This is a genomic window from Pontibacter arcticus, assembly GCF_003284895.1.
Taxonomy (GTDB): Bacteria; Bacteroidota; Bacteroidia; order Cytophagales; family Hymenobacteraceae; genus Pontibacter; species Pontibacter arcticus.
Window position 1 is genome coordinate 290,471 of the sequence record NZ_QMDV01000004.1, and the last position, 23,778, is coordinate 314,248.

Annotated in this window: 14 protein-coding genes; 9 read left to right on the plus strand and 5 right to left on the minus strand. The window is 46.4% G+C overall.

Annotated features, from left to right (window positions below; genetic code table 11):
- Positions 1-105: 105 nt before the first annotated feature.
- The 4 genes from DP923_RS14055 to DP923_RS14070 form a co-directional block, all read right to left on the minus strand.
- Positions 106-654, minus strand: a complete 549-nt coding sequence (locus DP923_RS14055; protein ID WP_112306497.1) for a DUF4142 domain-containing protein — start codon at positions 652-654, stop codon at positions 106-108.
- 194 nt (positions 655-848) lie between these two features.
- Positions 849-1,712 carry a M28 family peptidase gene (locus DP923_RS14060; protein ID WP_112306718.1) on the minus strand — a complete coding sequence of 288 codons (864 nt, stop codon included), beginning with the start codon at positions 1,710-1,712 and terminating at the stop codon, positions 849-851.
- Between the two features lie 348 nt (positions 1,713-2,060).
- Positions 2,061-2,930: a macrolide hydrolase EstT gene (estT, locus tag DP923_RS14065; RefSeq protein WP_112306498.1), complete on the minus strand. Its 870-nt coding sequence runs from the start codon at positions 2,928-2,930 to the stop codon at positions 2,061-2,063.
- A gap of 104 nt (positions 2,931-3,034) precedes the next feature.
- Positions 3,035-3,550 carry a hypothetical protein gene (locus DP923_RS14070; protein WP_125047745.1) on the minus strand — a complete coding sequence of 172 codons (516 nt, stop codon included), beginning with the start codon at positions 3,548-3,550 and terminating at the stop codon, positions 3,035-3,037.
- Between the two features lie 249 nt (positions 3,551-3,799).
- Between DP923_RS14070 and DP923_RS14075 the strand changes: the two genes are divergently transcribed.
- Both DP923_RS14075 and DP923_RS14080 read left to right on the plus strand, forming a co-directional pair.
- Positions 3,800-5,494: a potassium channel family protein gene (locus DP923_RS14075; RefSeq protein WP_112306500.1), complete on the plus strand. Its 1,695-nt coding sequence runs from the start codon at positions 3,800-3,802 to the stop codon at positions 5,492-5,494.
- A 148-nt stretch (positions 5,495-5,642) separates the two neighbouring features.
- On the plus strand, positions 5,643-8,369 hold the full coding sequence (locus DP923_RS14080; RefSeq protein WP_112306501.1) for an alpha-L-rhamnosidase-related protein: 2,727 nt from the start codon (positions 5,643-5,645) through the stop codon (positions 8,367-8,369).
- A gap of 234 nt (positions 8,370-8,603) precedes the next feature.
- Here the strand turns inward: DP923_RS14080 and DP923_RS14085 are convergent, their stop codons facing one another.
- Entirely contained in the window at positions 8,604-10,031 is a 1,428-nt protein-coding gene (locus DP923_RS14085) for a sugar MFS transporter (RefSeq protein WP_112306502.1), read from the minus strand.
- Positions 10,032-10,463: 432 nt separating this feature from the next.
- On the opposite strand from DP923_RS14085, the gene DP923_RS14095 reads away from it, so the two are divergent.
- From DP923_RS14095 to DP923_RS14125, 7 genes are all read left to right on the plus strand, one after another.
- Positions 10,464-13,262 (plus strand): DUF4961 domain-containing protein, encoded by a 2,799-nt coding sequence (locus DP923_RS14095; protein ID WP_112306504.1) that lies wholly within the window; start codon positions 10,464-10,466, stop codon positions 13,260-13,262.
- Positions 13,263-13,853: 591 nt separating this feature from the next.
- Positions 13,854-16,892, plus strand: coding sequence for a SusC/RagA family TonB-linked outer membrane protein (locus DP923_RS14100; RefSeq protein WP_112306505.1), 3,039 nt, complete (start codon positions 13,854-13,856; stop codon positions 16,890-16,892).
- Positions 16,893-16,910: 18 nt separating this feature from the next.
- The gene (locus DP923_RS14105; protein ID WP_112306506.1) at positions 16,911-18,518 is read left to right on the plus strand and encodes a RagB/SusD family nutrient uptake outer membrane protein; all 1,608 of its coding nucleotides are present in this window, start codon (positions 16,911-16,913) and stop codon (positions 18,516-18,518) included.
- A gap of 69 nt (positions 18,519-18,587) precedes the next feature.
- A complete protein-coding gene (locus DP923_RS14110) occupies positions 18,588-19,670 on the plus strand; it encodes a SusE domain-containing protein (RefSeq protein WP_165838200.1) in 1,083 nt (360 codons plus the stop codon).
- A gap of 118 nt (positions 19,671-19,788) precedes the next feature.
- Entirely contained in the window at positions 19,789-21,363 is a 1,575-nt protein-coding gene (locus DP923_RS14115; protein ID WP_112306719.1) for an alpha-amylase family glycosyl hydrolase, read from the plus strand.
- Positions 21,364-21,429: 66 nt separating this feature from the next.
- The gene (locus DP923_RS14120; RefSeq protein WP_112306508.1) at positions 21,430-22,599 is read left to right on the plus strand and encodes an aldose epimerase family protein; all 1,170 of its coding nucleotides are present in this window, start codon (positions 21,430-21,432) and stop codon (positions 22,597-22,599) included.
- A 27-nt stretch (positions 22,600-22,626) separates the two neighbouring features.
- The gene (locus tag DP923_RS14125) at positions 22,627-23,649 is read left to right on the plus strand and encodes a synaptic vesicle VAT-1 family membrane protein (protein ID WP_112306509.1); all 1,023 of its coding nucleotides are present in this window, start codon (positions 22,627-22,629) and stop codon (positions 23,647-23,649) included.
- The last annotated feature ends 129 nt before the right edge of the window (positions 23,650-23,778 follow it).

A 23,778-nucleotide genomic window follows, 5' to 3' on the forward strand; every position in this document is an offset into this window, starting at 1 on the left:
ATTTATACTTTGTAGAAAAAACAAAAAGCCGGTCCTGCACAGAACCGGCTTTTTGCAAATTAAAAAATAACTACTTTCAGAAAAGTAAGATCGGCTAAAAGGTTATTAGCTTCCTACCTGCGTCTCAAGTTGTTTGGCGTGTTCTAAATGTTTGCGCAAAACGGGTAAGGTTTTCTGTGCAAAGTCTTTTAACGGGCCGTTATCCAGGTCTTCAACGGCGTCTTCATACAGCTCAACCGCATCTTCGTGTGCATCTTCCTGCACATCAGCAAAATCCTGGTCGAAGGCTACGCCGGTTTTCCCTTCCAGTCGGGAGATGATGGTTTTTTTATCTTCCGGCAAAGTTTCACGGGTTGGCATCGGTACATTGATGTTGTTGGCTTTTGCTATGTTCATCAGTTCATTGCTTGATGCGGTATGGTCTGTAACTAGCTCTAGACCAAAAGTTTTTACAGCCGGGTTTTCCGATTTATCGTTGGCCATGTTACCGGTTGTAATTTCAAATACATCACTGGCTGCTGCCCGCTGCACAAATTCAGTTGCCGACATGCGGCCCAGGTCTATTTCATCATCATCATCGTCGCAGGATGTTACAGCAAATGTTGCAAAAAAGAGTGCAGCAAGTTTCCAGTTTTTTAACGCGTTTGTTTTCATAGGTTGTTTAGGTAAAATATATAAGTATGTATAAAATATGAGGTGAAGCAGCGCTGAAAAAAGCCCGATCCATCACCTTAAAATTGCACCGTTTAGTTACTGGCGCTTAGTTGATACGTGCGACACGCTTAGTGAGTTAATACCGTTTAGTGATTTAGATAGTATTTTAATAAGCTAATATTAAGATAGTTAGATTAATAAATTTGGATAATGGCGTTATAAGTTCCGTCTACAACTTCGGTCATTTTAGCAAAATCGAGGGTGTCAATTGTATCAGTTTGCTGGTGGTAATGCGGGTTCCGGATAAAAGCTGTGTCGTTGATCATGAGGGCGTTATATCCGAATTTCCAGTAGCTGCGCTGGTCTGACATGCCTGCCAGGCTATCCGTAGTCGGGAAGTTAATGGCCTGCACATCGAGGTTGGCGGCAGCAGCCAGCAGGGTATGAACTTTTGCATTAAAAGCCTTATACCGCTCGATGCCAACCACGATAATAAAATTGGCGGTATGCGGGTATAAACTGGCCAGCTCAGGCGATGGAAAAGGCTGGGATTCGGGCGCATCGGAAAAATAACCGATCATTTCAAGGCAGATCATCCCGATAACATCAGCTCCGCTATCATGCAGAGATTTTGCATGTATATAGCTGCCCATTAAACCGGTTGCAAAGAAAGGAGGCTCTTCCAGGCAATACGCTACAAAGTCGATCTGATAATTTAGAACGGGCTGCTGTGCAAACACCATACGGGCAAGTTCGAGGAGGCCGGCCACAGCGCTGGCATTATCGTCGGCGCCGGGCTGGTTTCCGCACACATCATAATGGGCACCTACAACCAAACGCTTTGGTTTGCCGGCATTATACGTCGCGATCACGTTTTTATAGGTTTTGCCTTCTGCTTCCCAATGTTGCAATTCGGTTGGGGCGCCTGCTTTTTCGAACTCGGTTTTAATGTAGTCTGCTGCTTTTTCCAGCGAGGCCAGGTTCCTGTAGTTTCGGGGCGGGTTTATACTTGTCAGGAACCCGACATCGCTGTACAGGCGTTTCGTATTTGCTTTCAAAGGAAGTAAAGTTTGGTGTAACAAAAGTTGCCGGCAGCTAAGGTATACTTGCTAAAGTATAAAACAGGAAGTATAGCGCTGCTGAGCGCTTATACTTTTTTGTAAGCTGCCCGTGCTACCCGGTACAAGTACTTTACGGAATTTTTACATCTTAGTAAGTAAGCACGCCAGGTATAAAAAAGGCAATCTAACCCAGAAGCAAAAAACATACGTTGGACGTATGTTAGCCTGAAAAAGAGTGCATCTAAAACTTTGAAAGACTGCTTATACCAAATAAGATTTCGGGCAGGATGCTGGCAATAACTTTAGAGACGAGCTGCACATATCAAATATGCACTTAACCGGAAATTAACTAACCTGTGTGTTGAGGTCGTTTTGATTGTTTATATGTTCTTCTATACTGTCAATTATCAAATCCCAATCATCAAAACGTAATTCGTGCCCTGTGCCTTCCAGGGTAATTAATTTTGAGCCTTTGATCTTTTCAAGTAGAACACCTGCATTTTTATAATGCCATATTTTGTCATCTGTTCCGTGTATGATCAGCGTTGGTTGGTTAATTTCATTTAATTTATTCCAATAAGCTTCACCTCCTCCTAAGGCGGCATGATTAAACATACTTAGGTAGTTGTTGGCTCTGTTGAACTCCGCAATTATTAGCTTTTCACTTCTTTGTTTGTCGAATTTTTTTGCGCCACACATTAACTCAGCACTTTGAATTAAATAATTTACAACACTATCTTCCTGCGTCCAATCCACTGTACCTGATTTACTTTGTAAATCTAAGATACGTGTATCCATTTCTGGAATAGTAGGGTCAGAGTCTCCCCAGGGCCCCGTCGATATAAGTGTTAATGATTTAACTCTGCCAGGATACTTTATTGAAGCAATTTGAGAAATTAGTCCGCCTAAGGATAAACCAACAAAATGAGCTTTGTCAATATTGTAACCATCCAAAATTAAAATGGCATCATCAGTTAAATCAACAATATCGTAAGGTGTTAAGCCTGGCTCGTAAAAAGTTGATTTCCCGACATCTCTGTTGTCATAGCGAATTACAAATAATCCTTTTTCCGCTAACCGCTCACAAAATTCAGCGTCCCAAAAGAGCATTGAAACAGTCGCTCCTGCAATTAATAAAATAGCAGGGTTATTTTCATTGCCAACACTTTCTGTGTACAGTTCAATGCCATTTGCTCTAATTACTTGCTCTTTCATTTCTGTTTTTTCCTGTTTACAACTGCCAACGGTGTTAGTATATGCCACTTGCGAGGCTTTAGCCGAAGCATGTAGTATATACAGGGTTGGCGCATTGTGCTTTTTTATGTTTTTATAATTGACTTCACTTTAAATAATTTCTGTCCCCTGCCCATAAGAATTGAAATATATTTTCCATTGAAGAAGTCTGTTAAATAGTCCCAGTCACTTGCGTTCATACTTCCATTTCCGTTTTTATCAAGGTTATCAACTATTTTCAGGCTTCCAATTATTTCAAAGTTATCCTGAAACTTCATTAAGTCTTTTCTCCATATTATCAGTCCGTAAGAACCTAGGAAATATGGTTTTAATTCAGGATGGATTGACCACATTCTTTCTAGTTCCTCGTCTGAATATTTGAAGTAGTCATTCTTTGTGTTTCCAATACCGAAAAAGTCGCTATCGATTATAGTTTCTATTGTTGGCTTTTCTTGCTCGTCAATCGTCAATGCAGCAAACGTGAAATTCTTAGGGCTTATTTCCTTATGGGTGCTCGTACACAAGAGCACTTTGAATCTTTCGTCGCTTGCTTTGAAAGTTAAAACGTCACCTTGGTTTATATCCTTAATTTTTGTTTTCATTTCTTGCATATGCGCCAACTACCAGATAAACGAGAACATACGCTTATCTGCACTATATATGTAAGTAAAATGCGTTCATCGGATAGCCCACATCTCCTGGGATATAATCCATCTAATGTAAGGAAAAGGATAAAAACACGTAAGTTTTATCCACTAATATTATTCCTCCCTACCTCCCGAATACATAGCATATATATAGCAAAGTATAAAATATCAGTACGCCCTATTCCTCCGTACAAGGCTATACTTATGAAATTTCTGCCTACTCAGCTTATTATTTTTCTGCGTAACAAACCCGACCGGCGTAACCTCAAGCTTCTTGGTAAGTTCCTGGGTGTGTTACTGCTCCTGGTACTTGCCTTTACCCTTATCTTTCACCTGCTCATGCTCCGCGAGGGGCAGCAACACTCCTGGGTTACAGGTTTTTACTGGACGCTTACTGTAATGTCCACGCTTGGTTTTGGCGATATAACGTTCCACAGCGATGCCGGCCGCTTCTTTTCCATAGTCGTGCTGCTGTCCGGAATGGTATTGCTCCTGATCCTGTTCCCATTCACTTTTATCAACTTCTTTTATTCACCCTGGATGAAAGCCCAGGAACATGCGCGCGTACCCCGCTCTTTGGACACCGCAACCCACGGGCACGTTGTACTGACACATTATGGCCCCGTAACAGAAGCACTGATCAAAAAACTGAATCGGTTTAAATATCCTTATGTGGTATTGGTGCCAGATCTGGCCGAAGGGTTGCGACTGCATGAGCTAGGCGTAAACGTAATGCTCGGGGACCTGGATGATCCGGAAACGTACGAACGGGTACAGGTAAAACAGGCTGCTTTGGTAGCGACCACTTCCACGGATGTTATCAATACAAACGTGGCTTTCACCGTCCGGGATATCAGTGCAGAGGTGCCCATCATTGCCACTTGCAGTCAGGAAGCTTCTGAAGATATTTTAAAGTTGGCAGGCAGCAACCACGTACTGCGCCTCGGCGAAATAATGGGGATGTTCCTGTCGAGGAGGGCCAATGTAGGCGATGCCAGCTCACATGTAATTGGCCGGTTCGGAGAGTTGCAGATTGCAGAAGCGGCCGTAGCCGGGTCGCCACTGGTGGGGCTTATGTTAAAGGAAACCAGGTTGCGCGAACAGGTGGGCCTGAGTGTGGTAGGTGTTTGGGAAAGAGGCAAGTTTAAGGCCGCCCAACCTGAAACGTGCATTTCCGATACCACCGTACTGGTACTGGCCGGCTCTGATGTGCAGATTGAAAAGTATAACCAACTGTATGGTTGTAAGCAGGAAATAACCACACCCGTTATCATTATTGGGGGCGGGCGCGTGGGCAGAGCTACCGGCAGAGCACTTATGGCCCGCAACCTGGATTACAGGATTGTAGAAAAAATGCCGGAACGTGTCAAGCACAAGGATGCCAAGTATATCTCGGGCGATGCTGCCGAACTCGAAGTTCTGAAAAAAGCCGGTATCGATGAAGCTTCCTGTGTCATCATCACTACGCACGACGATGACCTGAATGTGTACCTGACCATTTACTGCCGCCGCCTGCGCCCTGACATCCAGGTTATTACGCGTTCTACGCTTGAGCGCAACCTGGCTACCCTGCACCGGGCAGGCGCTGATTTTGTGATGTCGTATGCATCAATGGGCGCAAATACCATTTTTAACCTGCTGAAGCGCAGCGATATTATGATGGTAGCCGAAGGGCTGGATCTAGTTAAAGTAAAGGTTCCGAAGCAGCTGGCCGGGCGCACCATTGCACATTCTTCCGTAAGGCAGGAAACAGGCTGCACCATTATCGCTATCCGCCACGACGGATCATTGATTATTAACCCTGTTCCAAGTATGGTTATTCCGGCAGAGGCAGAAATTATCCTGATCGGGACGGTAGATGCCGAGAACAAATTTTTTGCAAAGTATGGCGTGCACTAAAAATCAAGATCAGGTATAAAAGCAGACTTGCTTGCCAGTTGCAAACCAACCACAAAAATGCGAAACAAATAATTTGTCTAAATTTGGCTTTTTATACTTCACAGCGCAGGCACATCTTACGTCTGTTCTAAAAACCACCCGAATCTCCATGAAACATACTTTGCTCAGATCAGGCATGTTTTGCATATTAGTTTTAGCTGGTGCCTGCCAGGCACCAAAACCGGCCGGTAATGCGGCAGCTTCTTCAGAAATGACACAAAAACAAGCACTTTATACTTCCGAGAATTTCAGTATTTACCCGGATAGTGTTGTGCAGGGCGAATATACCGCGCGTATCCTTTCACCCACTCAGATCACTTCCGATTACCAGAGTCCGGTTAACGCCACGCTCACGCCAAAGGTGGTTTTTAAGTTTGCCATCAACGGCCGCGACAACGAAATGCAGCCCGGCACCGACCATCTGTTTAACTGTATCGCTGACAATGGCGTGTGCCAGACGCCTGTTATTACGTTTGGCAAGCAGTTGAAAGACGATGCTGAAGTACCCGCTGATGTATACCTGGCACCCAATACGCAAATGAAAATCCGGCTGGATATGCGGCCTGTTTTCGAAGCGTTTAAGAAAGACGGGTTTTATACTTCGCCTACCGGCGATAAAATTTACAAGGAAGATTTTAAGGGCGTTTACATTGCGGGCGGCACCGATCCGCTGAGCTGGGATTTTGACAACCTCGGCGGCAAAAAAGAAGCCGAACTGCTCGATAAAGATGGCGACGGTATTTATGAAATAACGCTGCTGATGAACGAGAACCGCGACGAAAAAATGACAGCCCAGCAATGGAGCATGTCGCGCGAGGCAGCGGCTTTCCCAATCTATACTTCTGATTTTCCGGTGAGCGATGCCTTGTATAACCTCGCCATCGAAGAAATGATCAAGGCCGTGGAGCCCGACAGTACTTTCCGGACAGGGCAGGAGTGGGCCGGCGTCTGGACCCGCGACATCAGTTACAGCATTATCCTTTCGATGGCCCAGCTGCAGCCCCAGGTATCGAAGTATAGCCTGCTGCGCAAAGTGAAAAATGGTCGCATAGTGCAGGATACCGGCACTGGCGGCGCTTACCCGGTCTCCACCGACCGCATGGTGTGGGCCGTAGCGGCCTGGGAAGTATACAAAGCCACCGGCGATAAAGTATGGCTGCGCGATACGTATGCCATCATTAAAAACTCGCTGGCAGATGACCGTAAAAATGCCTTTAACCCGAAAACGGGCATGGTGCGCGGCGAATCTTCTTTCCTGGACTGGCGCGAGCAAAGTTACCCGCGCTGGATGCAGCCTGCCGATATTTACGAATCCGAGAACCTGGGTACCAACGCTGTTCATTTTAAAGCGCACCTGGTAGCAGCTGAGATGGCTGAACTTTTAGGTGATACTGACGCTGTTGCAAGCTATAAAAGTATGGCCGAAAGTATAAAAGCGGGTATGAACAAGCACCTGTGGCAACCTGAAAAAGGGTACTACGGGCAATACCTGTATGGCCGCAACTACAACGTATTATCGCCTTCAGCGGAAGCATTGGGTGAGGCCCTGACTATACTTTTTGATGTAGCCGACGAAAGCCGCAGCAAAACCATCGTTGCTAAAACCCCGGTTACAGAATTCGGTATTCCCAACATTTTTCCGACCATTCCGGGCATTCCGCCATACCACAACAATGGCATCTGGCCGTTTGTGCAGTCGTATTGGGCACTGGCCGCTTACAAAGCCGGTAACGAAAAATCTCTGACCGAAAGCATCAGCGCCATTTACCGGCCTGCCGCGCTGTTCCTAACCAATAAAGAAAATTTTGTGGCCGATAACGGCGATTATGCCGGCACACAGGTAAACTCCAGCAACATGCTCTGGAGCCTGGCCGGTAACCTGAGTCTGGTGTATAAAGTATTTTTCGGGATGAATCATGAGGCCGAGCAGCTGGTATTAAAACCATTTGTACCGAAAGCCTTCGCCGGAAACCGCACGCTTTCTAATTATACCTACCGCAATGCTATTCTTAACTTTGAGATGAGTGGTTATGGCAACCAGATCAAAAGTATAACACTAGATGGCAAACCGCTGGCAAGCGCTGTTATCCCCGGTAATCTGGCTGGCAATCATACTATCATAATCGAGTTGGCTAACAACCAAACCGACACCGAAACAAATAATATTGCCAATTATACTACCCCGGAAACGCCTAAAGTAACTTACAACGCGGGTAAACTAAGCTGGTCGACTGTTAAAGGTGCCGTGGCTTACCAGGTTCTTAAAAACGGACAATTACAGGAGAAAACCCAAAACACAAGTATAGCCGCAATACCTGCCAAGTATGCTGAGTACATGGTGTTGGCTGAAGACGAAAATGGCGTGACCTCGCTTGGAAGCGAGCCTGTGATGGTAGTAGCAGAGAAGTATAAGCAGGTACTTCAGCTTGAAAAATTTGCTCCAAAAGCCAGCCTTCCGTACCGCGATTTTACAGGAACAGGTTTTGTGGAGATCAGCAAACAGAAAAACACGCAGGTAAAAATCAGCATCACAGTGCCGGAAGCTGGAATTTACGCGCTTGATTTCAGGTATGCGAATGGCAACGGCCCTATCAACACCAGCAACAAAGCTGCCATCCGTTCGCTAAAGAAAGGAAATACCTTTTTAGGTACAATCGTATTGCCGCAACGTGGTTCTGACGAGTGGAGCAACTGGGGTTTTACAAACGCAGTTCAGGTAGAACTTACCAAAGGAAAACACGAACTGACCTTATCTTTCGAGCCGCATAACGAGAACATGAACGGCGACGTGAACCAAGCCATGCTCGATTATTTGCGGGTGATTAAGATCAACTAAAGAACTATAATTCAGAATAGATAGAAGCTGCCCTTGCTGCGTGTTTTCACCAGCAAGCCTCAAGAGGCTAACGTACAGTTGTCGGTGAAAACACCAACAACGGCCGAACGGCAGAAGTATAAAGTATAAAAAAAGGAATCCATACTTTACAAAGTATGAATTATCAGATTACCCTATAAAAAAGCCCCTGCAACAACACGCTGCAGGGGCTTTTTTTATGAATTTATACTTGAGTTATGCTAGCGCAGTCGGGTCTGTTTTTTCTACTTTAGATCCGAAGAAGCCATAGTAAACAATGTACAGGTAGCAGAACAACGGCACCAGAAACGACAGCTGCAGATTACCGCTCACGTCAGCAACGTAGCCTTGCAGCGGCGGAATAATAGCGCCACCAACAATCGCCATCACCAAAAGCGAAGAGCCCTGGCTGGTATGCACGCCCAACCCACGGATGGCCAGCGTAAAGATTGTCGGGAACATGATAGAGTTGAAAAGACCGATACCGATAACCGCCCACATAGCAACAGCGCCTTCGGCAAAGCACGTAATAAGCAGCAACGCGATAACACTGGCCGCGAAATAACCCAGTGTTCTGTTCGGAACGAAACCAGCCACCAGCAGCACAACAAAGTTAAGCGCGATCAGGCCAAGGGCGATCAATGCCTGATCCAGGCCATAGATACTGAAGATGGTAATAAACGCAACGGCTGTAATTAAGCCAATAACGCCGTATTTAAAGCTTTTACTTTTGCCATGCGATAAGGCGATAGCACCAAAGAAACGGCCGATCATAGCACCTCCCCAGTAAAACGAAAGGTAATGCTTACCCTCAGATTCGGTGAGGCCGCCAATTTCAGGTAGTTTAAAGAAGTTGATCAGCGTACTGCCAATAGCCACTTCGCCACCCACATACATAAAAATACAGATAATGCCCAGCACCAGGTGGCGGTACTGCAGCGCACCTGAACTGGCTGCGATCTTAGCTTCGCCCTGCACCTGTGGCAAACGCGAAACCTTGATGAAAACTGCGATCAGTAACAGGGCCAAAGCCAGACCAATATAGGGCAATTTAACAGAATCTGCGTTGTTGGCCAGTTGGTCGGCGCCTTCAAAAATAAGCCAGCCGCCCAGCAAAGGAGCCACTGTTGTACCCAACGAGTTAAGGGCCTGCGTTAAGTTCAGGCGGCTTGCAGCGCTTTCGGGGGAACCAAGTATGGTAACATATGGGTTAGCGGCAATTTGCAGAATGGTGATGCCAGAAGCCAGTACAAACAAAGCCCCCAGAAAAAAGCCGTAGCTCTCTAAACTGGCAGCCGGAAAAAACAACCCACAACCGGTAGCGGCCACTACCAGGCCTACAATGATACCGTTCTTATATCCGATCTTCATGATCGGGTCGCCTTTGGTAACGGAGAAAACAAAGTATAAAAGCGAGATAAAGAAGTAGGCCCCGAAAAATGCCGACTGTATAAGCATGGCCTGCCAGTGCTGCAGGGTAAATACCTGTTGCAGTTTCGGGATTAAGATATCGTTGAGGCACGTAATGAAACCCCACATAAAGAAAAGAAGCGTAACGGTAACCAATGGCCCCGTGTAGTTCTGGGTGGTGTCGTATTGCGTGTCAGCTGACGAAGACTTGGTAGAAGGTGAAATTTGTGCCATCTGGTTCGGGTAAATTTTAAGCGCGATAAGTTATAGTTTAAATTTGGAATCCGGTGGTTGCAGGTATGTTCGTAAACGTATTTTAGTCAGAGATCAGGGAAGCATCAGCCGGGAAGTATAAATCTGTACATGCAGATTTGCTGTGCTCAATTTAAGATAAAAATTTAATAATACGGTTCGATGCATTTTAAATGCAGAATAGTTTAGAATATAGCAACGTAAACCCACAAGCAAACGTAGTACGCAACTTATCAGAAAAGGATTACTCAAAAAAAGCATTCTACAATTACCCAGGCAGCTTTAAATTTGAAAGGACCTTTCCGGAAACCAATGTACTGTTCATTTTAAGCTGTTCGCAACAAGTGGCAATTAACTGTGATACAGATTTTAAGATTAACTTGTATCTGATTTAACATACTATACTATACCTGCATGCGAAAACTCTACTTCTCTCTCTTTTTATTTTTCATGGTTTGTATGCAGGCGGCAGGGCAGGTTGTTACCACCCAGCCGGCTTTCCCATCCACTGACAAAGAAATAACGCTGATCTTTGATGTTAGCCAGGCAAAAGATTCCCGGGCTAAAGCCCTGCTTGGCAAAACCGACGATGTATATTTATGGTCTGGAGCAGGTACCACTGAGAACGGCGATGCCTTTCAGTTTCAGCCCACCGGCCAGACTGATTTCTCGAAGCCTTTTCCGGCTGGTAAAATGACGCACCTGGGCAATAATAAATGGCAGATAAAATTTGTACCGCGCCAGTATTTCAACGTACCCGCCGACAAGGAAATTAAACGGTTAGGCGTGTTGCTGAAAAGCGGCGATGGCAAAGCACAGACGGAAGATTTATTTGTGACCATCTACCCGGATAAACTCAATGTATCCTTCGAAACGCCTGTTGCCCAATATTTTTATGTAGATGCCAATGCAAGCATTCCGGTTAAAGCTGTAGCATCCGATAAAGCGAATTTGAACCTTCGGTCTGGTGCTACCATCCTTAAATCAGAGCAGGATAAAGAAACACTGGTTTATACGTTAAATGCAGGGTCGGAAACAGGCGTTCAGAAAACCATCATCGTAGAAGCCAAAACTGCTTCCGAAGCTGCCAACGATACGTTTTATTTTACCGTGAAGCCGCAGCCGGCAGTGGCCGCGCTACCTGCCAACATCAAAGATGGCATAAACTACACTAGCGCTACTGAAGTAATTTTGTCATTATATGCACCGCAAAAAAGCTTTGTGTATGCGATTGGGGAGTTCAATAACTGGACTGCTTCTCCGCAATACCTTATGAACCGCACACCCGATGGCAACCGTTACTGGCTCTCGTTAACCGTACCGGCAGGGCAGGAGGTGGCTTACCAGTATCTAGTGGATGGCTCACTGGCGGTGGCAGATCCGTACACCGAAAAGATCCTCGACCCGAACAACGACAAATTTCTGACCGCAGCTAATTATCCGAACCTGAAACCGTACCCGGCCGGTGCGAAAGGCATTGTATCGGTGCTGCAAACAAACCAGACAGCTTACAACTGGAAAGTAACCGACTTTAAACGCCCCGACCCGAAAAACATGGTGGTGTACGAGTTACTGCTCCGCGATTTTGTGGCTACCCGCAATTACAAAACCCTGACCGATACCTTGACTTACCTGAAGCGCCTGGGCGTAAATGCCATAGAGCTGATGCCTATTACAGAGTTTTCCGGAAACGATTCGTGGGGCTATAACCCGATCTTTTATTTTGCGCCGGACAAAGCCTATGGCACCGCAAATGATCTGAAAACTTTTATCGATACCTGTCACGAACATGGTATGGCAGTTATACTGGACATGGTGCTGAACCAGGCCGATTACGAATTTCCGTATGTGAAAATGTACTGGGATGGCGATAAGCCGGCAGCCAATAATCCATACTTCAACCAGAACGCCACCCACCCGTTTAACGTGTTTTTCGATTTTAACCACGAAAGCCCGGACACGAAAGCGTTTGTAGACCGGGTATCGCGTTACTGGCTCGAAGAGTATAAGTTTGATGGTTATCGCTACGATTTGTCGAAAGGCTTTACACAGAAAAACACTGGGGCCGATGTAACTGCCTGGAGCGCTTACGATGCGGGCCGCGTGCAAACCTGGAAACGCATTTACGACACCATCCGCAGCTACGACCCGACCGCCTATGTTATTCTGGAACATTTCGCAGATAATAAAGAGGAAAAAGAGCTGGCCGATTACGGCATGCTATTCTGGGGAAATTCTAACCACGATTACCGCAACGCAGCCAAAGGAAATACGGCTAATTTTGAATGGCTATCTTACAAACAGCGCGCCTGGCAGAACCCGAATGTAGTTGGCTACATGGAAAGCCACGACGAAGAACGCCAGCTGTTTGATGTACTTAAGAACGGCCGTTCCGGTGCCGGATATGATACCAAAAACCTGACCACCGCCTTGAATCGCGCAAAACTGGCAGCTGCCTTTTTCTTTACTGTGCCCGGTCCTAAAATGATCTGGCAGTTTGGGGAGCTGGGTTACGATGTATCGATCGATCACATTGACCGGGTAGCGGCAAAACCAATCCGTTGGGAATACCAGAAAGATCCGGAACGCCAGAAACTCTACAAAGTGTACGCCGAGCTGATCAAGCTGAAACTGACGCAACCTGTCTTCCAGACAACAGATTATTCATTAGCTGTAAACTCTACTGTAAAACGCATCACCCTGAACAAGGACGAGGTGATGGTGTTTCTGATCGGGAATTTTGATGTGCAGGTACAGGCGCCACAGGCTAACTTTCCGAGGGTTGGCAAGTGGTACGATTACTTTACCGGCCAGGAAGTTTCGGTAACCAACCCTGCAGAAATTATCATGCTGCAGCCCGGCGAGTTCAGGCTTTATACTTCTGTAAAACTGCCAACACCCGAAGCGGGCTTACTGCCGTGGCAAAACGTAGTTTTAGCAGCTGACGAGGAAATAGCGGGAAATGCGATCGTTGTGTATCCGAACCCATCTGCAGGCAAAGTGCAGGTAGAGTTAACTGATGATTACCGTGGCGAAGTGACAATACAAGTAACAGATCTGTCTGGGCGCATGCTTCGTACCTCGAAGCACATCAAAAGCCAGCAGTTGTTTAAGCAAACCCTTGATCTGCAAAGTATAAAAGCAGGTACTTACTTGTTGCAGTTCCGGGCTGGTACAAAGCAAACAACCCGTAAGCTGATGAAAGTTAATTAAGACGGATGCCGGATTTAAAGGAGATGCTAGCTGCCAATGTATGATCTGATTCTTTTAGTTATGCCAGTCGATTCAGGAGGTAAAATGTAGTTGAGACAAAAAAAATATATTATAACAGTTCCTGTTATAACAACAGCTGACACAAAACTTAATCTAAACGACTGATCTTTTACCTTTAATTAAATAATCGGATGAATGTTGTCGCCAGCCTTCAGGAACTGATACTAAGCCTGATAGAATTATGGAATTAAAAATTTAGCATTTAAAGTTTATTTTTTATGATTTATAACAATCATTGTACGTATATATTCGTATTACGGCATGTATTAAAATAAACACTGCTTGCTCAATTCCTTAAGCTGTCATATTAATTTTGATCTATCAGTTAGAAACCGGCTGCATGCATACAAATTTCTGATGAAGTATTCCTATTTATAAGTAGATTTGGTCCGACTATGGTAAATCCACCTTAAAACGCACTTTTCCGGATGCAACTAGTAACAACCGTTTCATTCCTTTCTTTGGAGCAGGATCTGCCTCTCAAATTTTAGTAACCAATTAGCATTCAACTTAAGACTTAACACCAAACCTATGCAAAAAAAGTCTACAAAACGGCTAAGTACTTTTAGCTTAACTGTGACGCTCTGCTGCCTGTATATGTCCGGGTCGGCGTATGGCAACAGCCCTGCCAGCCCAACCTATGCACCTGCATTTGTAGCTGAAGCTGCCGTACAGGCTAATGTAACCGTAACCGGCCGCGTAACCGACAACACCGGGATCGGGTTACCAGGCGTAACTGTCGTATTAAAAGGGACTACAACAGGTACATCCACCAACGCTAACGGCGAGTATTCGCTTTCTGTACCGGAAAGTGGTGGCATACTTTCATTTTCATTTATTGGTTATACTACCCAGGAAATTGCTATCGGTAACAGAACATCGGTAAACGTAACGTTGGCAACCGATACAAAAGCGCTGCAGGAAGTAGTAATTGTTGGTTACGGTACCCAAAGAAAAAGTGATGTAACCGGCTCTGTAACATCTGTTTCTTCCGAGGATTTTGTGAAAGGCCAGAACACCACGCCAGAACAATTGATCCAGGGTAAAGTAGCTGGTGTGCAGATCACTTCAAACGGTGGCGATCCTGGTTCCGGAAGCCGTATCCGTATCCGTGGGGGTGCTTCGCTTAACGCCAGCAACGATCCATTGATCGTGATTGATGGCGTGCCGATCGAGAACAGTGCTGTTGCCGGTGCTGGTAACCCGCTTAACTTTATCAATCCAAATGATATCGAATCTTTTAACGTACTGAAAGATGCGTCTGCCACAGCTATTTACGGTTCGCGTGCATCCAACGGCGTTATCATTATTACTACTAAAAAAGGAAGGGTAGGCGATAAACTGAACGTTAATTTCAGTACGCAGCATTCGGTTGCCAAGGTAACCGATAAAGTTGATGTATTATCTGCAAGCGAATTCCGGCAGCTGGTAACAGAGCAAGGTACAGCAACACAGGCTGCCTTGCTGGGCTCTGCCGATACCAACTGGCAGAACGAGATTTTCCAGACGGCACTTACTGCTGACAACAACCTGAGCTTTAGCGGTGCTATAAAATTTGTGCCATTCCGTATTTCAGTGGGCCATCTGAGCCAGGAAGGTATCCTGAAAACTTCTAAGTTTGAGCGTTCTTCCGGTTCCATCAGCCTGAGTCCTTCTTTCCTGAACGACCACCTCAAAATAAACCTGAATCTGAAAGGGGCTTTAACCGACAGCCGCTTTGCTGATAAAGGCGCTGTTGGAGCTGCTGTAGCATTCGATCCTACCCAGCCGGTTTATGCTAATAACAAATTCGGGGGTTATTTCCAGTGGACAGATGCGGCAGGCGCTTTTAATACACTTGCTACGCGCAACCCGCTAAGCTTACTGGAGCAGCGCAACGATATCGGTGATGTGAAAAGAAGCATCGGTAACATCCAGTTCGATTATAAATTCCATTTCCTTCCAGAGCTGAGAGCCAACCTGAACTTAGGGTATGATTATACCAAGAGTGAAGGTTCTGTTCGTTTTCCAGCCACTTTTGCGCCAAACTTTGTAGAAGGCGGTCGTGTGACGCAGTTCGCACAGGAGAAAAAGAACACGCTAACCGACTTTTACCTGAACTATGTAAAAGAGCTGGGCTTTATGCAAAGCAGAATTGACGCAACAGCCGGTTATGGTTATCAGGAATTTGGAACGGAGAACCCGCAGTTCCCAATCTTTAACGCCAGGGGCGAACAGCTTTTTGTAGCAAACAGGCCTAGCGATATACCTTATAACCTGATGTCGTTCTTCGGAAGAATCAACTATTCCATGATGGATCGCTACCTGTTCACGGCTACCATTCGTCGCGACGGGTCTTCCAGATGGGCTGAAGAAAACAGATGGGGAACGTTCCCGGCGGCGGCATTTGCCTGGAGAATCAGCGAAGAAAATTTCCTTAACAGCTCGTCTGTCGTTTCTGATCTGAAACTTCGGTTAGGTTATGGCTTAACAGGCCAGCAGGACATACTTGATGACGTGTTCCCATATTTGGCCCGTTATACTTTAGGTGATAACACGGCACAATACCAGTTAGGCTTTGATGCACAAGGTAACCCATTATTTTATACTACATTCCGTCCGGAAGGCTATGACGCCGGTATCAAGTGGGAAGAAACAAAAACATATAACGCTGGTCTTGACTTTGGATTCTTCAACGGGAAGCTGAACGGTACACTGGATTATTATTTCAAGGAAACAGAAGACTTGCTTGCTGAAGTAGTGTTCCCGGCTGGTACAAACCTAACAAATCAGCTTGTTACGAACGTGGGTACCATGGAAACGAACGGTTTTGAAGCCGCTCTGAACTACACGGCCATCTCTACAGATAAAATTAACTGGAGCGTAGGCGTAAACGGAACCTATACAAAACGCAGGATCACGAAACTAAGCAAGATAGAAGATGAAAACTTTATTGGTTATCCTAATGGAGGTATTTCAGGCGGTACAGGTAATAACATTCAGATCAGAACGGTTGGCTATGCACCGGATGCATTTTATGTATACAAGCAGGTGTACGACGAGAATAACAAGCCGATCGAAGGCCTGTATGCTGACCTGAACGGAGACGGCTTTATATCAGAAGCTGATAAGTACCGTTACAAAAACGCAGAGCCAAGAGTATACTTGGGCTTTAACTCTGACTTCACGTACGGTAACTTTAACTTCAACTTCGTGATGCGCGGTAACATTGGTAACTATATGTATAACAACGTATACTCCAATAACGGTGCTTACCAGGCATTCGGCTTCGCTAATTACCTGACCAACGTATCTCCAAACGTACTGGATACCAACTTCCGCAACTACCAGCTATTCTCTGATTACTACATGGAGAATGCTTCGTTCCTGCGCATGGAAAACATAAACGTGAGCTATGCTTTTGGCAGCATGGCGGAAGACAAAGTTAGAATACGTTTGAACGCCGGTATACAGAACGCCTTTGTGATCACGAAGTATAACGGGCTTGATCCGGAGATTGCAGGTGGTATTGATAACAACTTCTACCCAAGACCACGCATCTATACATTTGGCCTGAACATCGAACTTTAATATTTACGGAACAGAAACATGAATAAGAGATTCATAAGAAATATAGTCCTGGCAAGTGCTGTAACGCTGGTAGCAGCCTCTTGCGACCATACCCTGGATGTTGAGCCGAAGTACGATGTGGTATCGGCCAACGTGTACAAAGATTTTGCAAACTATAAGCAGATACTTGCCAAGTTATATGCAGGCTATGCCGTAACTGGTCAGCAGGGCCCGGTCGGAAGACCAGATATTAAAGGTGGCGATGAAGGTGCATCCAACTACCTGCGCCAGTACTGGCAGGCACAGGAGCTTTCCACAGATGAGGCCGTAATCGCCTGGAACGATGGCACCCTGCGTGACCTGCATGACATGGACTGGACACCGGCAAACGAATTCCTGCGCGACCTTTACAACCGTATTTACTACCAGGTTGCGCTTACAAACGAGTTTATCCGCGAAACAACAGATGCCAAACTAAGCGAGCGTGGTATTACAGATGCCAACCTGGCTGAAGCGAAATTCTACCGTGCCGAAGCCCGTTTCCTGCGTGCGCTGAGTTACTGGCATGCCCTGGATCTGTATGGCAACGTACCGTTTGTAACAGAGGAAGATGCAGTAGGTTCTTTCTTTCCGAAACAGGCTACCCGCCAGGAGTTGTTCTCTTATGTGGAGTCTGAACTGCTGGCCGTACAGAACGAACTGATGCCAGCTGCGCCCGGAAACCTGACAAACTATGGCCGTGCCAACCAGGCTGCTGCCTGGCTGCTGCTGGGCAAGTTATACCTGAATGCTGAAGTATATACTGGTACAGCCCGTAACACGGATGCCGTTACGTATGCTAAAAAAGTGATCGATGCTGGTTACACGTTGGAGCCTGAGTACGAGCACCTGTTCCTGACAGATAACTACAAGTCAAAAGAGATCATATTCCCGATCACGTTTGATGGCCTGCGTACCAATACCTGGGGTGGGATGACCTACCTGGTGCATGCGCCGGTGGGAGGCAACATGCCATCTGCAGCATTTGGTATAAATGGTGGCTGGGCTGGTTTGCGCACTACCAAAAACATCGTTAACCTGTTCCTGGATGTTTCCGGCAATACAGACGAGCGTGCTATGTTCTGGACAAGCGGACAGTCTCTTGAAATTAACGATCTGTTCACGTTTACAGACGGTTACCCGATCACGAAGTATAAAAACGTGAACGCACAAGGCCAGGCTGGCTCAGACCCAACCGGTAACCACCCGGACACCGATTACCCAATGTTCCGGTTAGCTGATGCTTATTTAATGTATGCGGAAGCGGTACTGCGTGGCGGTGCTGGCGGAACAGTAGGAGAGGCGTTAGGCTATGTAAACCAATTGCGTACCAGAGCATTCGACGGAACGGCCGGCAACATCACACAATCGCAGTTAACATTACAGTTTATCCTGGATGAAAGAGCACGCGAACTGAAGTGGGAAGCACACCGCCGCACCGACCTGATCCGCTACAAGCAGTTTGTGGAAGGAAGCTACCTGTGGCCATGGAAAGGGGCGGTAAAAGATGGCAGAGCAGTTGAAGCGTTCCGGATACTTTATCCATTGCCTACAACTGATGTTACAGCCAACCCTAACCTGAAGCAGAATACAGGTTATAATCAATAAGAAGGAAGTATGAGGGCAGTAAGTATAAACTGCTCTCATACTTATACTTTCATTTTAAAGGATATTTGTATGAAAACTATATACAACCGATTATTTATACTTTGTTTCATGTCGCTTTTCCTGTTCTCCTGCGAAAAGGACGAAGACATGGTAGTTGTGAAAGCAGGCACAGCACCTGCACTATCAATGGATGCGAGCAACCTTGTTTTAACCGAAGATAAGGCGGAGAACAAGGCCATCGCACTTAATTGGACAGCCTCTGATTTTGCTTACCAGGCTGCCGTAACTTATACCCTTCAGCTGGATATGAAAGGGAATAACTTTGCAGCGCCTTTGGAAACTGCCATGGGTAGCGGGGTATTAAAAAAGGAGTTTACTGTAAGCGAATTTAACACGCTGATCAACAGAATGCCTGTAACGGCTTTCCGTGAGAACGAAGTGGAAGTGCGTGTAAAAGCATCTGTTTCGGATCTGGTTGCACCGGTTTATTCTAATGTAAGCATTCTTAACATTACGCCTTATTTAACAGAACCTCCTTATAAAACACTTTATATGGTTGGTGGCGCTACAGATGCAGGTTGGGATAATAGCAAAGCTATTGCCATGCTTCGCGATCCGAACGATCTGTTTAAGTTTACTTATACAGGTAAGTTTAAAGCAGACTACTTTAAATTCTTAGGCAAACGCGGAAGCTGGGCACCTATGTATGGCGGCCAGAACAATACACTTATTTTCCGTGAAACTGAGAGCGATCCTGATCCGGCATCTATTCAGATTGCGACGGAAGGGTACAAAACCGTAACAGTTGACCTCCGCAATAACACTTACACGATAACTGATTTTGATGCAAGTGCCAAGGCTACTTACCCGTCTATCGGTATGATCGGAACATTTACCGAATGGGGCTCAGACGTATTGATGACCAGATCAGACTTTAACCCGCACTACTGGAGCATTGAGTATACATTTAAAGAGGATGTACAAATGAAATTCAGAGTGGCCGGCGACTGGGGTACCAACTGGGGTGCGCCAATTGGCGAAGAGCAGAAGTTGTTTAACAAAACAGGTGGCGAAAACTTCCAGGTTGCGGCAGGTTCCTACTTAATCGTGTTCAACGATCTGACTAATAATTATATCTTCGTTAAGAAATAATAAGCCAGCTTAGTTAACACAGATCATTCCTAAAATAAACCCGGCAATTGGAAAGTTGCCGGGTTTATTTTTTAAATTACCTTTCCTGAATAGCTCTAGAGCTGGTAAAGAACTTTGCATGAAAAAAAATAGCATCAAATCCTTAGTACCCCTCATCGCGCTTGCCTTAACAGCAGGCTGCAGCGCGCCTACCGCCACCACTACCCATCCCGAAGCCAAAGCAAGCGAATGGCCGCGCGGCGTAACCTACGAAATTTTTGTACAGTCTTTCTGCGATTCGGATAACGATGGCATCGGCGATATAAAAGGGATGACCTCTAAACTGGATTACCTGGATGAGCTGGGCGTGGAAGCTGTCTGGCTGATGCCGATAAGCCCGTCGCCGACTTACCACAAGTATGATGTAACCGATTATTACGGCATCCACCCGGATTACGGCACCATGGCAGATTTTAAAGAATTTGTGCAACAAGCCCATAAACGCGGTATAAAAGTAGTGATCGACCTGGTGCTGAACCATTCCGGAAACAGCCACCCGTGGTTTAAAGCAGCTGCTGCAGACGAAAAAAGCCCGTACCGCGATTACTACGTTTGGGCACACAAAGACGATCCTAAAACAAAAGGCGAAGGCAAAACGACCGGGGCAGATTCGTACAATGTAAACCATTGGCACCCTGTACCAGGCAGCGATTATAAGTATTTTGGCTACTTCTGGGGAGGCATGCCCGATCTTAATTTTGATAACCCCGTTGTGCGCCAGGAAGCTTACAAAATTGGCCGTTACTGGTTGCAGGAAGTAGGCGTGGATGGGTTCAGGCTGGATGCGGCCCGCCATATTTTCCCGGACGACCGCCCTGAAGACAACCACCAGTTCTGGGAAGAATTTTTAAGCGAAATGCAGAAAGTAAAGCCCGATGTATACTTGGTAGGCGAAGTATGGGCCGAAGCCGATCTTGTAGCGCCCTACACCAAAGGTTTGCCCGCCTTGTTTAATTTTGAGATGAGCTGGGCTTTTCTGAGAGCCCTGAAAAATGGTACCGGCGATTCGCTTGCCATCAAACATGCGCAGATTCTGGAAACCTACAAGAAAGTTAACCCCGCTTTTATAGATGCCACCATCCTGAGCAACCACGATCAGAACCGCATCATGAGCGAAGTAAACAGCGATGTAAACAAAGCGAAAACAGCCGCAGCCTTGCTGTTCACGTTACCCGGCTCACCGTACATTTATTACGGCGAGGAGATCGGTATGACGGGCAAAAAACCAGACGAGCAAATCAGAGAACCGTTTTTGTGGGATGTTGCCGGCAACGATGATTGCCGCACAACCTGGATGCAACCTGTAAACAGCACCGACCAGACGGTGGTACCAGTAGCCATGCAGGCAGCAGATCAGAACTCTATCCTGAACCATTACAAAACTCTGATCAGTTTAAGAAATAACAGCAGCGCCCTGACGCACGGAGATATCACGCCGGTTTCGGTACCGGACAAAAGCATCAGTGCTTTTCTGAGGTCTCATGGAAATGAGTCGGTGCTGGTGTTGCATAATGTATCAGCACAAGCAGCCAGTGTTGCCCTGCCTGCAGCTCATTCTAAGTATAAAAAGGTGCTTTATACGTTAAACAACCCGGAACACAGCGGTAATCAGGTGCTGCTACCTGCTTTCAGTACGCTGATACTTGCGAAATAAAGTATAAATTCCGCAGAAAATTTATGTTATAAAACAGACTTAAAAAACGCTACCTATCCAGCTTATATGATAAAATTCGCTACTAAAAATTCGCTCATGCTGCTTACGCTTGCAGGAAGTATGAACCTGGCAGGTTGTAACAACCCGGAAGTTATCACGGAGACAAACGCGACAACCGAAAATATTCAGCCAGCCACCGAGATCACCAAAGAGCCTTTCGGAACTACACCCGACGGGCAGGAGGTAAGCCTCTATACCTTAACTAATGGCACAGGCGTAGTGGTTAAAATTACGAATTTCGGGGCTATCGTTACCTCTGTTATCACGCCGGATAAAAATGACCGGATGGGCGATGTGGTGCTGGGTTTTAACAATGTGAAGGGGTACATACCAAACGATCCGCATATCGGCGGCATTATCGGGCGTTATGCCAACCGCATTGCTAAGGGCAGGTTTACGGTTGAGGACCAGGAATATAAACTGGCAACAAATAACGGCGACCACCACCTGCATGGCGGCAACATCGGCTTCGACAGGGTAGTTTGGCAGGCAGAAACCTTACCGGACCAGAATGCCATCAGGTTAACCTACGTAAGCAAAGATCAGGAGGAAGGCTACCCCGGAAATCTGACAGCAGTGGTAACCTATACTTTAACACCGGATAACGGATTACGGATAGACTATACCGCCACCACCGACAAAGCCACGCCCGTAAACCTGACCAACCACAGTTACTTTGACTTGAGTGCCGGGCAGGAAAAAAATATCCTCAACAACATCGTTCAGATAAACGCCGAAAAGTATACCGTACCGGATAAAGACCTGATCCCGACCGGAGAGCTGGCACCTGTACACGGCACGCCACTGGATTTTACAACGCCCGAGCCAATTGGCACGCGCATCGACAATCTACAGGGATACGGCTACGACCTGAACTATGTGATCAATAACGGCGGCGAAGACCTGGTACATGCCGCCACGGTTTACGAACCTACCACCGGCCGCGTAATGGAAGTACACACCACCCAGCCCGGCCTGCAATTGTACACTGCTTACCACCTGGATGGCAGCCTGAAGGGCAAGGATAACCGCCCGTATAACCGTTATGCCGGCCTCTGCCTCGAAGCGCAGCACTTCCCGGATTCGCCGAACAAGCCCAATTTTCCGAGTACACTTTTAAAGCCCGGCGACACGTACCGCGAAACAACCATTTATAAATTCGCGGTGCGTAGATAAGTATAAAACCAGTTACAAAGTATAAATATGATCGAACGCCAGGTATACCGCATGCCCAAAGCCGGCTCTATTAATGATCTGAAACTGCAGACCGAAGAGCTGCCGCAGCCGGGGCCAGACGAAGTATGCGTGCGCGTAAAAGCGATCGGGCTTAATTTTGCAGATATTTTTGCGATGCAGGGCCTTTACAGCGCCACACCCGCCGGCTCTTTTATTCCGGGGCTGGAATTTTCGGGTGAGGTTTTGGCAGTTGGCAGCGAAGTGGAAAGCCACAAGCCCGGCGACAGGATTATGGGCGTTACCAAATTTGGCGGGTACGTTTCGCATATCAACCTGCCGCAACGCTACATTATTCCGTTGCCCGATGCGTGGAGCTTTGAAGAGGGCGCCGGCTTTCTGGTACAGGGGCTAACGGCGTATTATGCCCTTACGGAACTGGGCAACCTGCAGCAAAACAGCACCGTGCTGATACACAGCGCAGCCGGCGGCGTAGGCATTCTGGCAAACCGGATCTGTAAGCAATATGGCGCTTTTACCATTGGTACGGTGGGCAATGCCGCTAAAGTAGATTTTCTGCTGCACGATGAAAAGTATGATGCGGTGCTGGTGCGTGATAGCAACTTCAAAAGTAACCTGAAAGCCATACTTGGCGAGCGGCCGTTGCAGCTTATCATGGAGTGTATCGGCGGCAAAATTCTGAAACAAGGATGGGAAACAATGGCACCTATGGGCCGGATGGTGGTGTATGGTAGCGCAAGTTTCAGTAGCCACAGTGCAAAACCCAATTACCCGCGCCTGGTGTGGCAGTTCCTGCGCAGACCCAAAATTGATCCCTTGCGCCTGCCCACCGAAAACAAATCACTGATGGGTTTTAATTTGATTTACCTCTACGAGCAAACCGATATGATGCACCAGTTCCTCGCCGAATTGCAGGCACTTGCGCTAAAACCACAGCACATCGGCCACGTTTTTTCTTTTGATCAGATGCACGAAGCGATCCATTTGTTTCAGCGGGGCAAAACGATTGGGAAGGTAGTTGTGAATGTGTAAAGAAAGAAACCGGAAAGTATAGAAAACAAAAAAAGCTCCTCAGGTAGAGGAGCCTTTTTTGTAATGATCAGTTTATTAGAAAACTTTTCAACTTTTAGCCGTGTCTTTTTACGGTGATTGATTTTAAAA

What these genes read in the sequence shown, in the direction of transcription:
- DP923_RS14095 (WP_112306504.1), top strand. Translation starts at nt 10,464, where the DNA reads ATGCGAAAACTCTACTTCTCTCTCTTTTTATTTTTCATGGTTTGTATG.
- DP923_RS14055 (WP_112306497.1), bottom strand. Translation starts at nt 654, where the DNA reads ATGAAAACAAACGCGTTAAAAAACTGGAAACTTGCTGCACTCTTTTTT.
- DP923_RS14070 (WP_125047745.1), bottom strand. Translation starts at nt 3,550, where the DNA reads ATGAAAACAAAAATTAAGGATATAAACCAAGGTGACGTTTTAACTTTC.
- DP923_RS14080 (WP_112306501.1), top strand. Translation starts at nt 5,643, where the DNA reads ATGAAACATACTTTGCTCAGATCAGGCATGTTTTGCATATTAGTTTTA.
- DP923_RS14100 (WP_112306505.1), top strand. Translation starts at nt 13,854, where the DNA reads ATGCAAAAAAAGTCTACAAAACGGCTAAGTACTTTTAGCTTAACTGTG.
- DP923_RS14115 (WP_112306719.1), top strand. Translation starts at nt 19,789, where the DNA reads ATGAAAAAAAATAGCATCAAATCCTTAGTACCCCTCATCGCGCTTGCC.
- DP923_RS14125 (WP_112306509.1), top strand. Translation starts at nt 22,627, where the DNA reads ATGATCGAACGCCAGGTATACCGCATGCCCAAAGCCGGCTCTATTAAT.
- estT (WP_112306498.1), bottom strand. Translation starts at nt 2,930, where the DNA reads ATGAAAGAGCAAGTAATTAGAGCAAATGGCATTGAACTGTACACAGAA.
- DP923_RS14085 (WP_112306502.1), bottom strand. Translation starts at nt 10,031, where the DNA reads ATGGCACAAATTTCACCTTCTACCAAGTCTTCGTCAGCTGACACGCAA.
- DP923_RS14075 (WP_112306500.1), top strand. Translation starts at nt 3,800, where the DNA reads ATGAAATTTCTGCCTACTCAGCTTATTATTTTTCTGCGTAACAAACCC.
- DP923_RS14110 (WP_165838200.1), top strand. Translation starts at nt 18,588, where the DNA reads ATGAAAACTATATACAACCGATTATTTATACTTTGTTTCATGTCGCTT.
- DP923_RS14120 (WP_112306508.1), top strand. Translation starts at nt 21,430, where the DNA reads ATGATAAAATTCGCTACTAAAAATTCGCTCATGCTGCTTACGCTTGCA.
- DP923_RS14105 (WP_112306506.1), top strand. Translation starts at nt 16,911, where the DNA reads ATGAATAAGAGATTCATAAGAAATATAGTCCTGGCAAGTGCTGTAACG.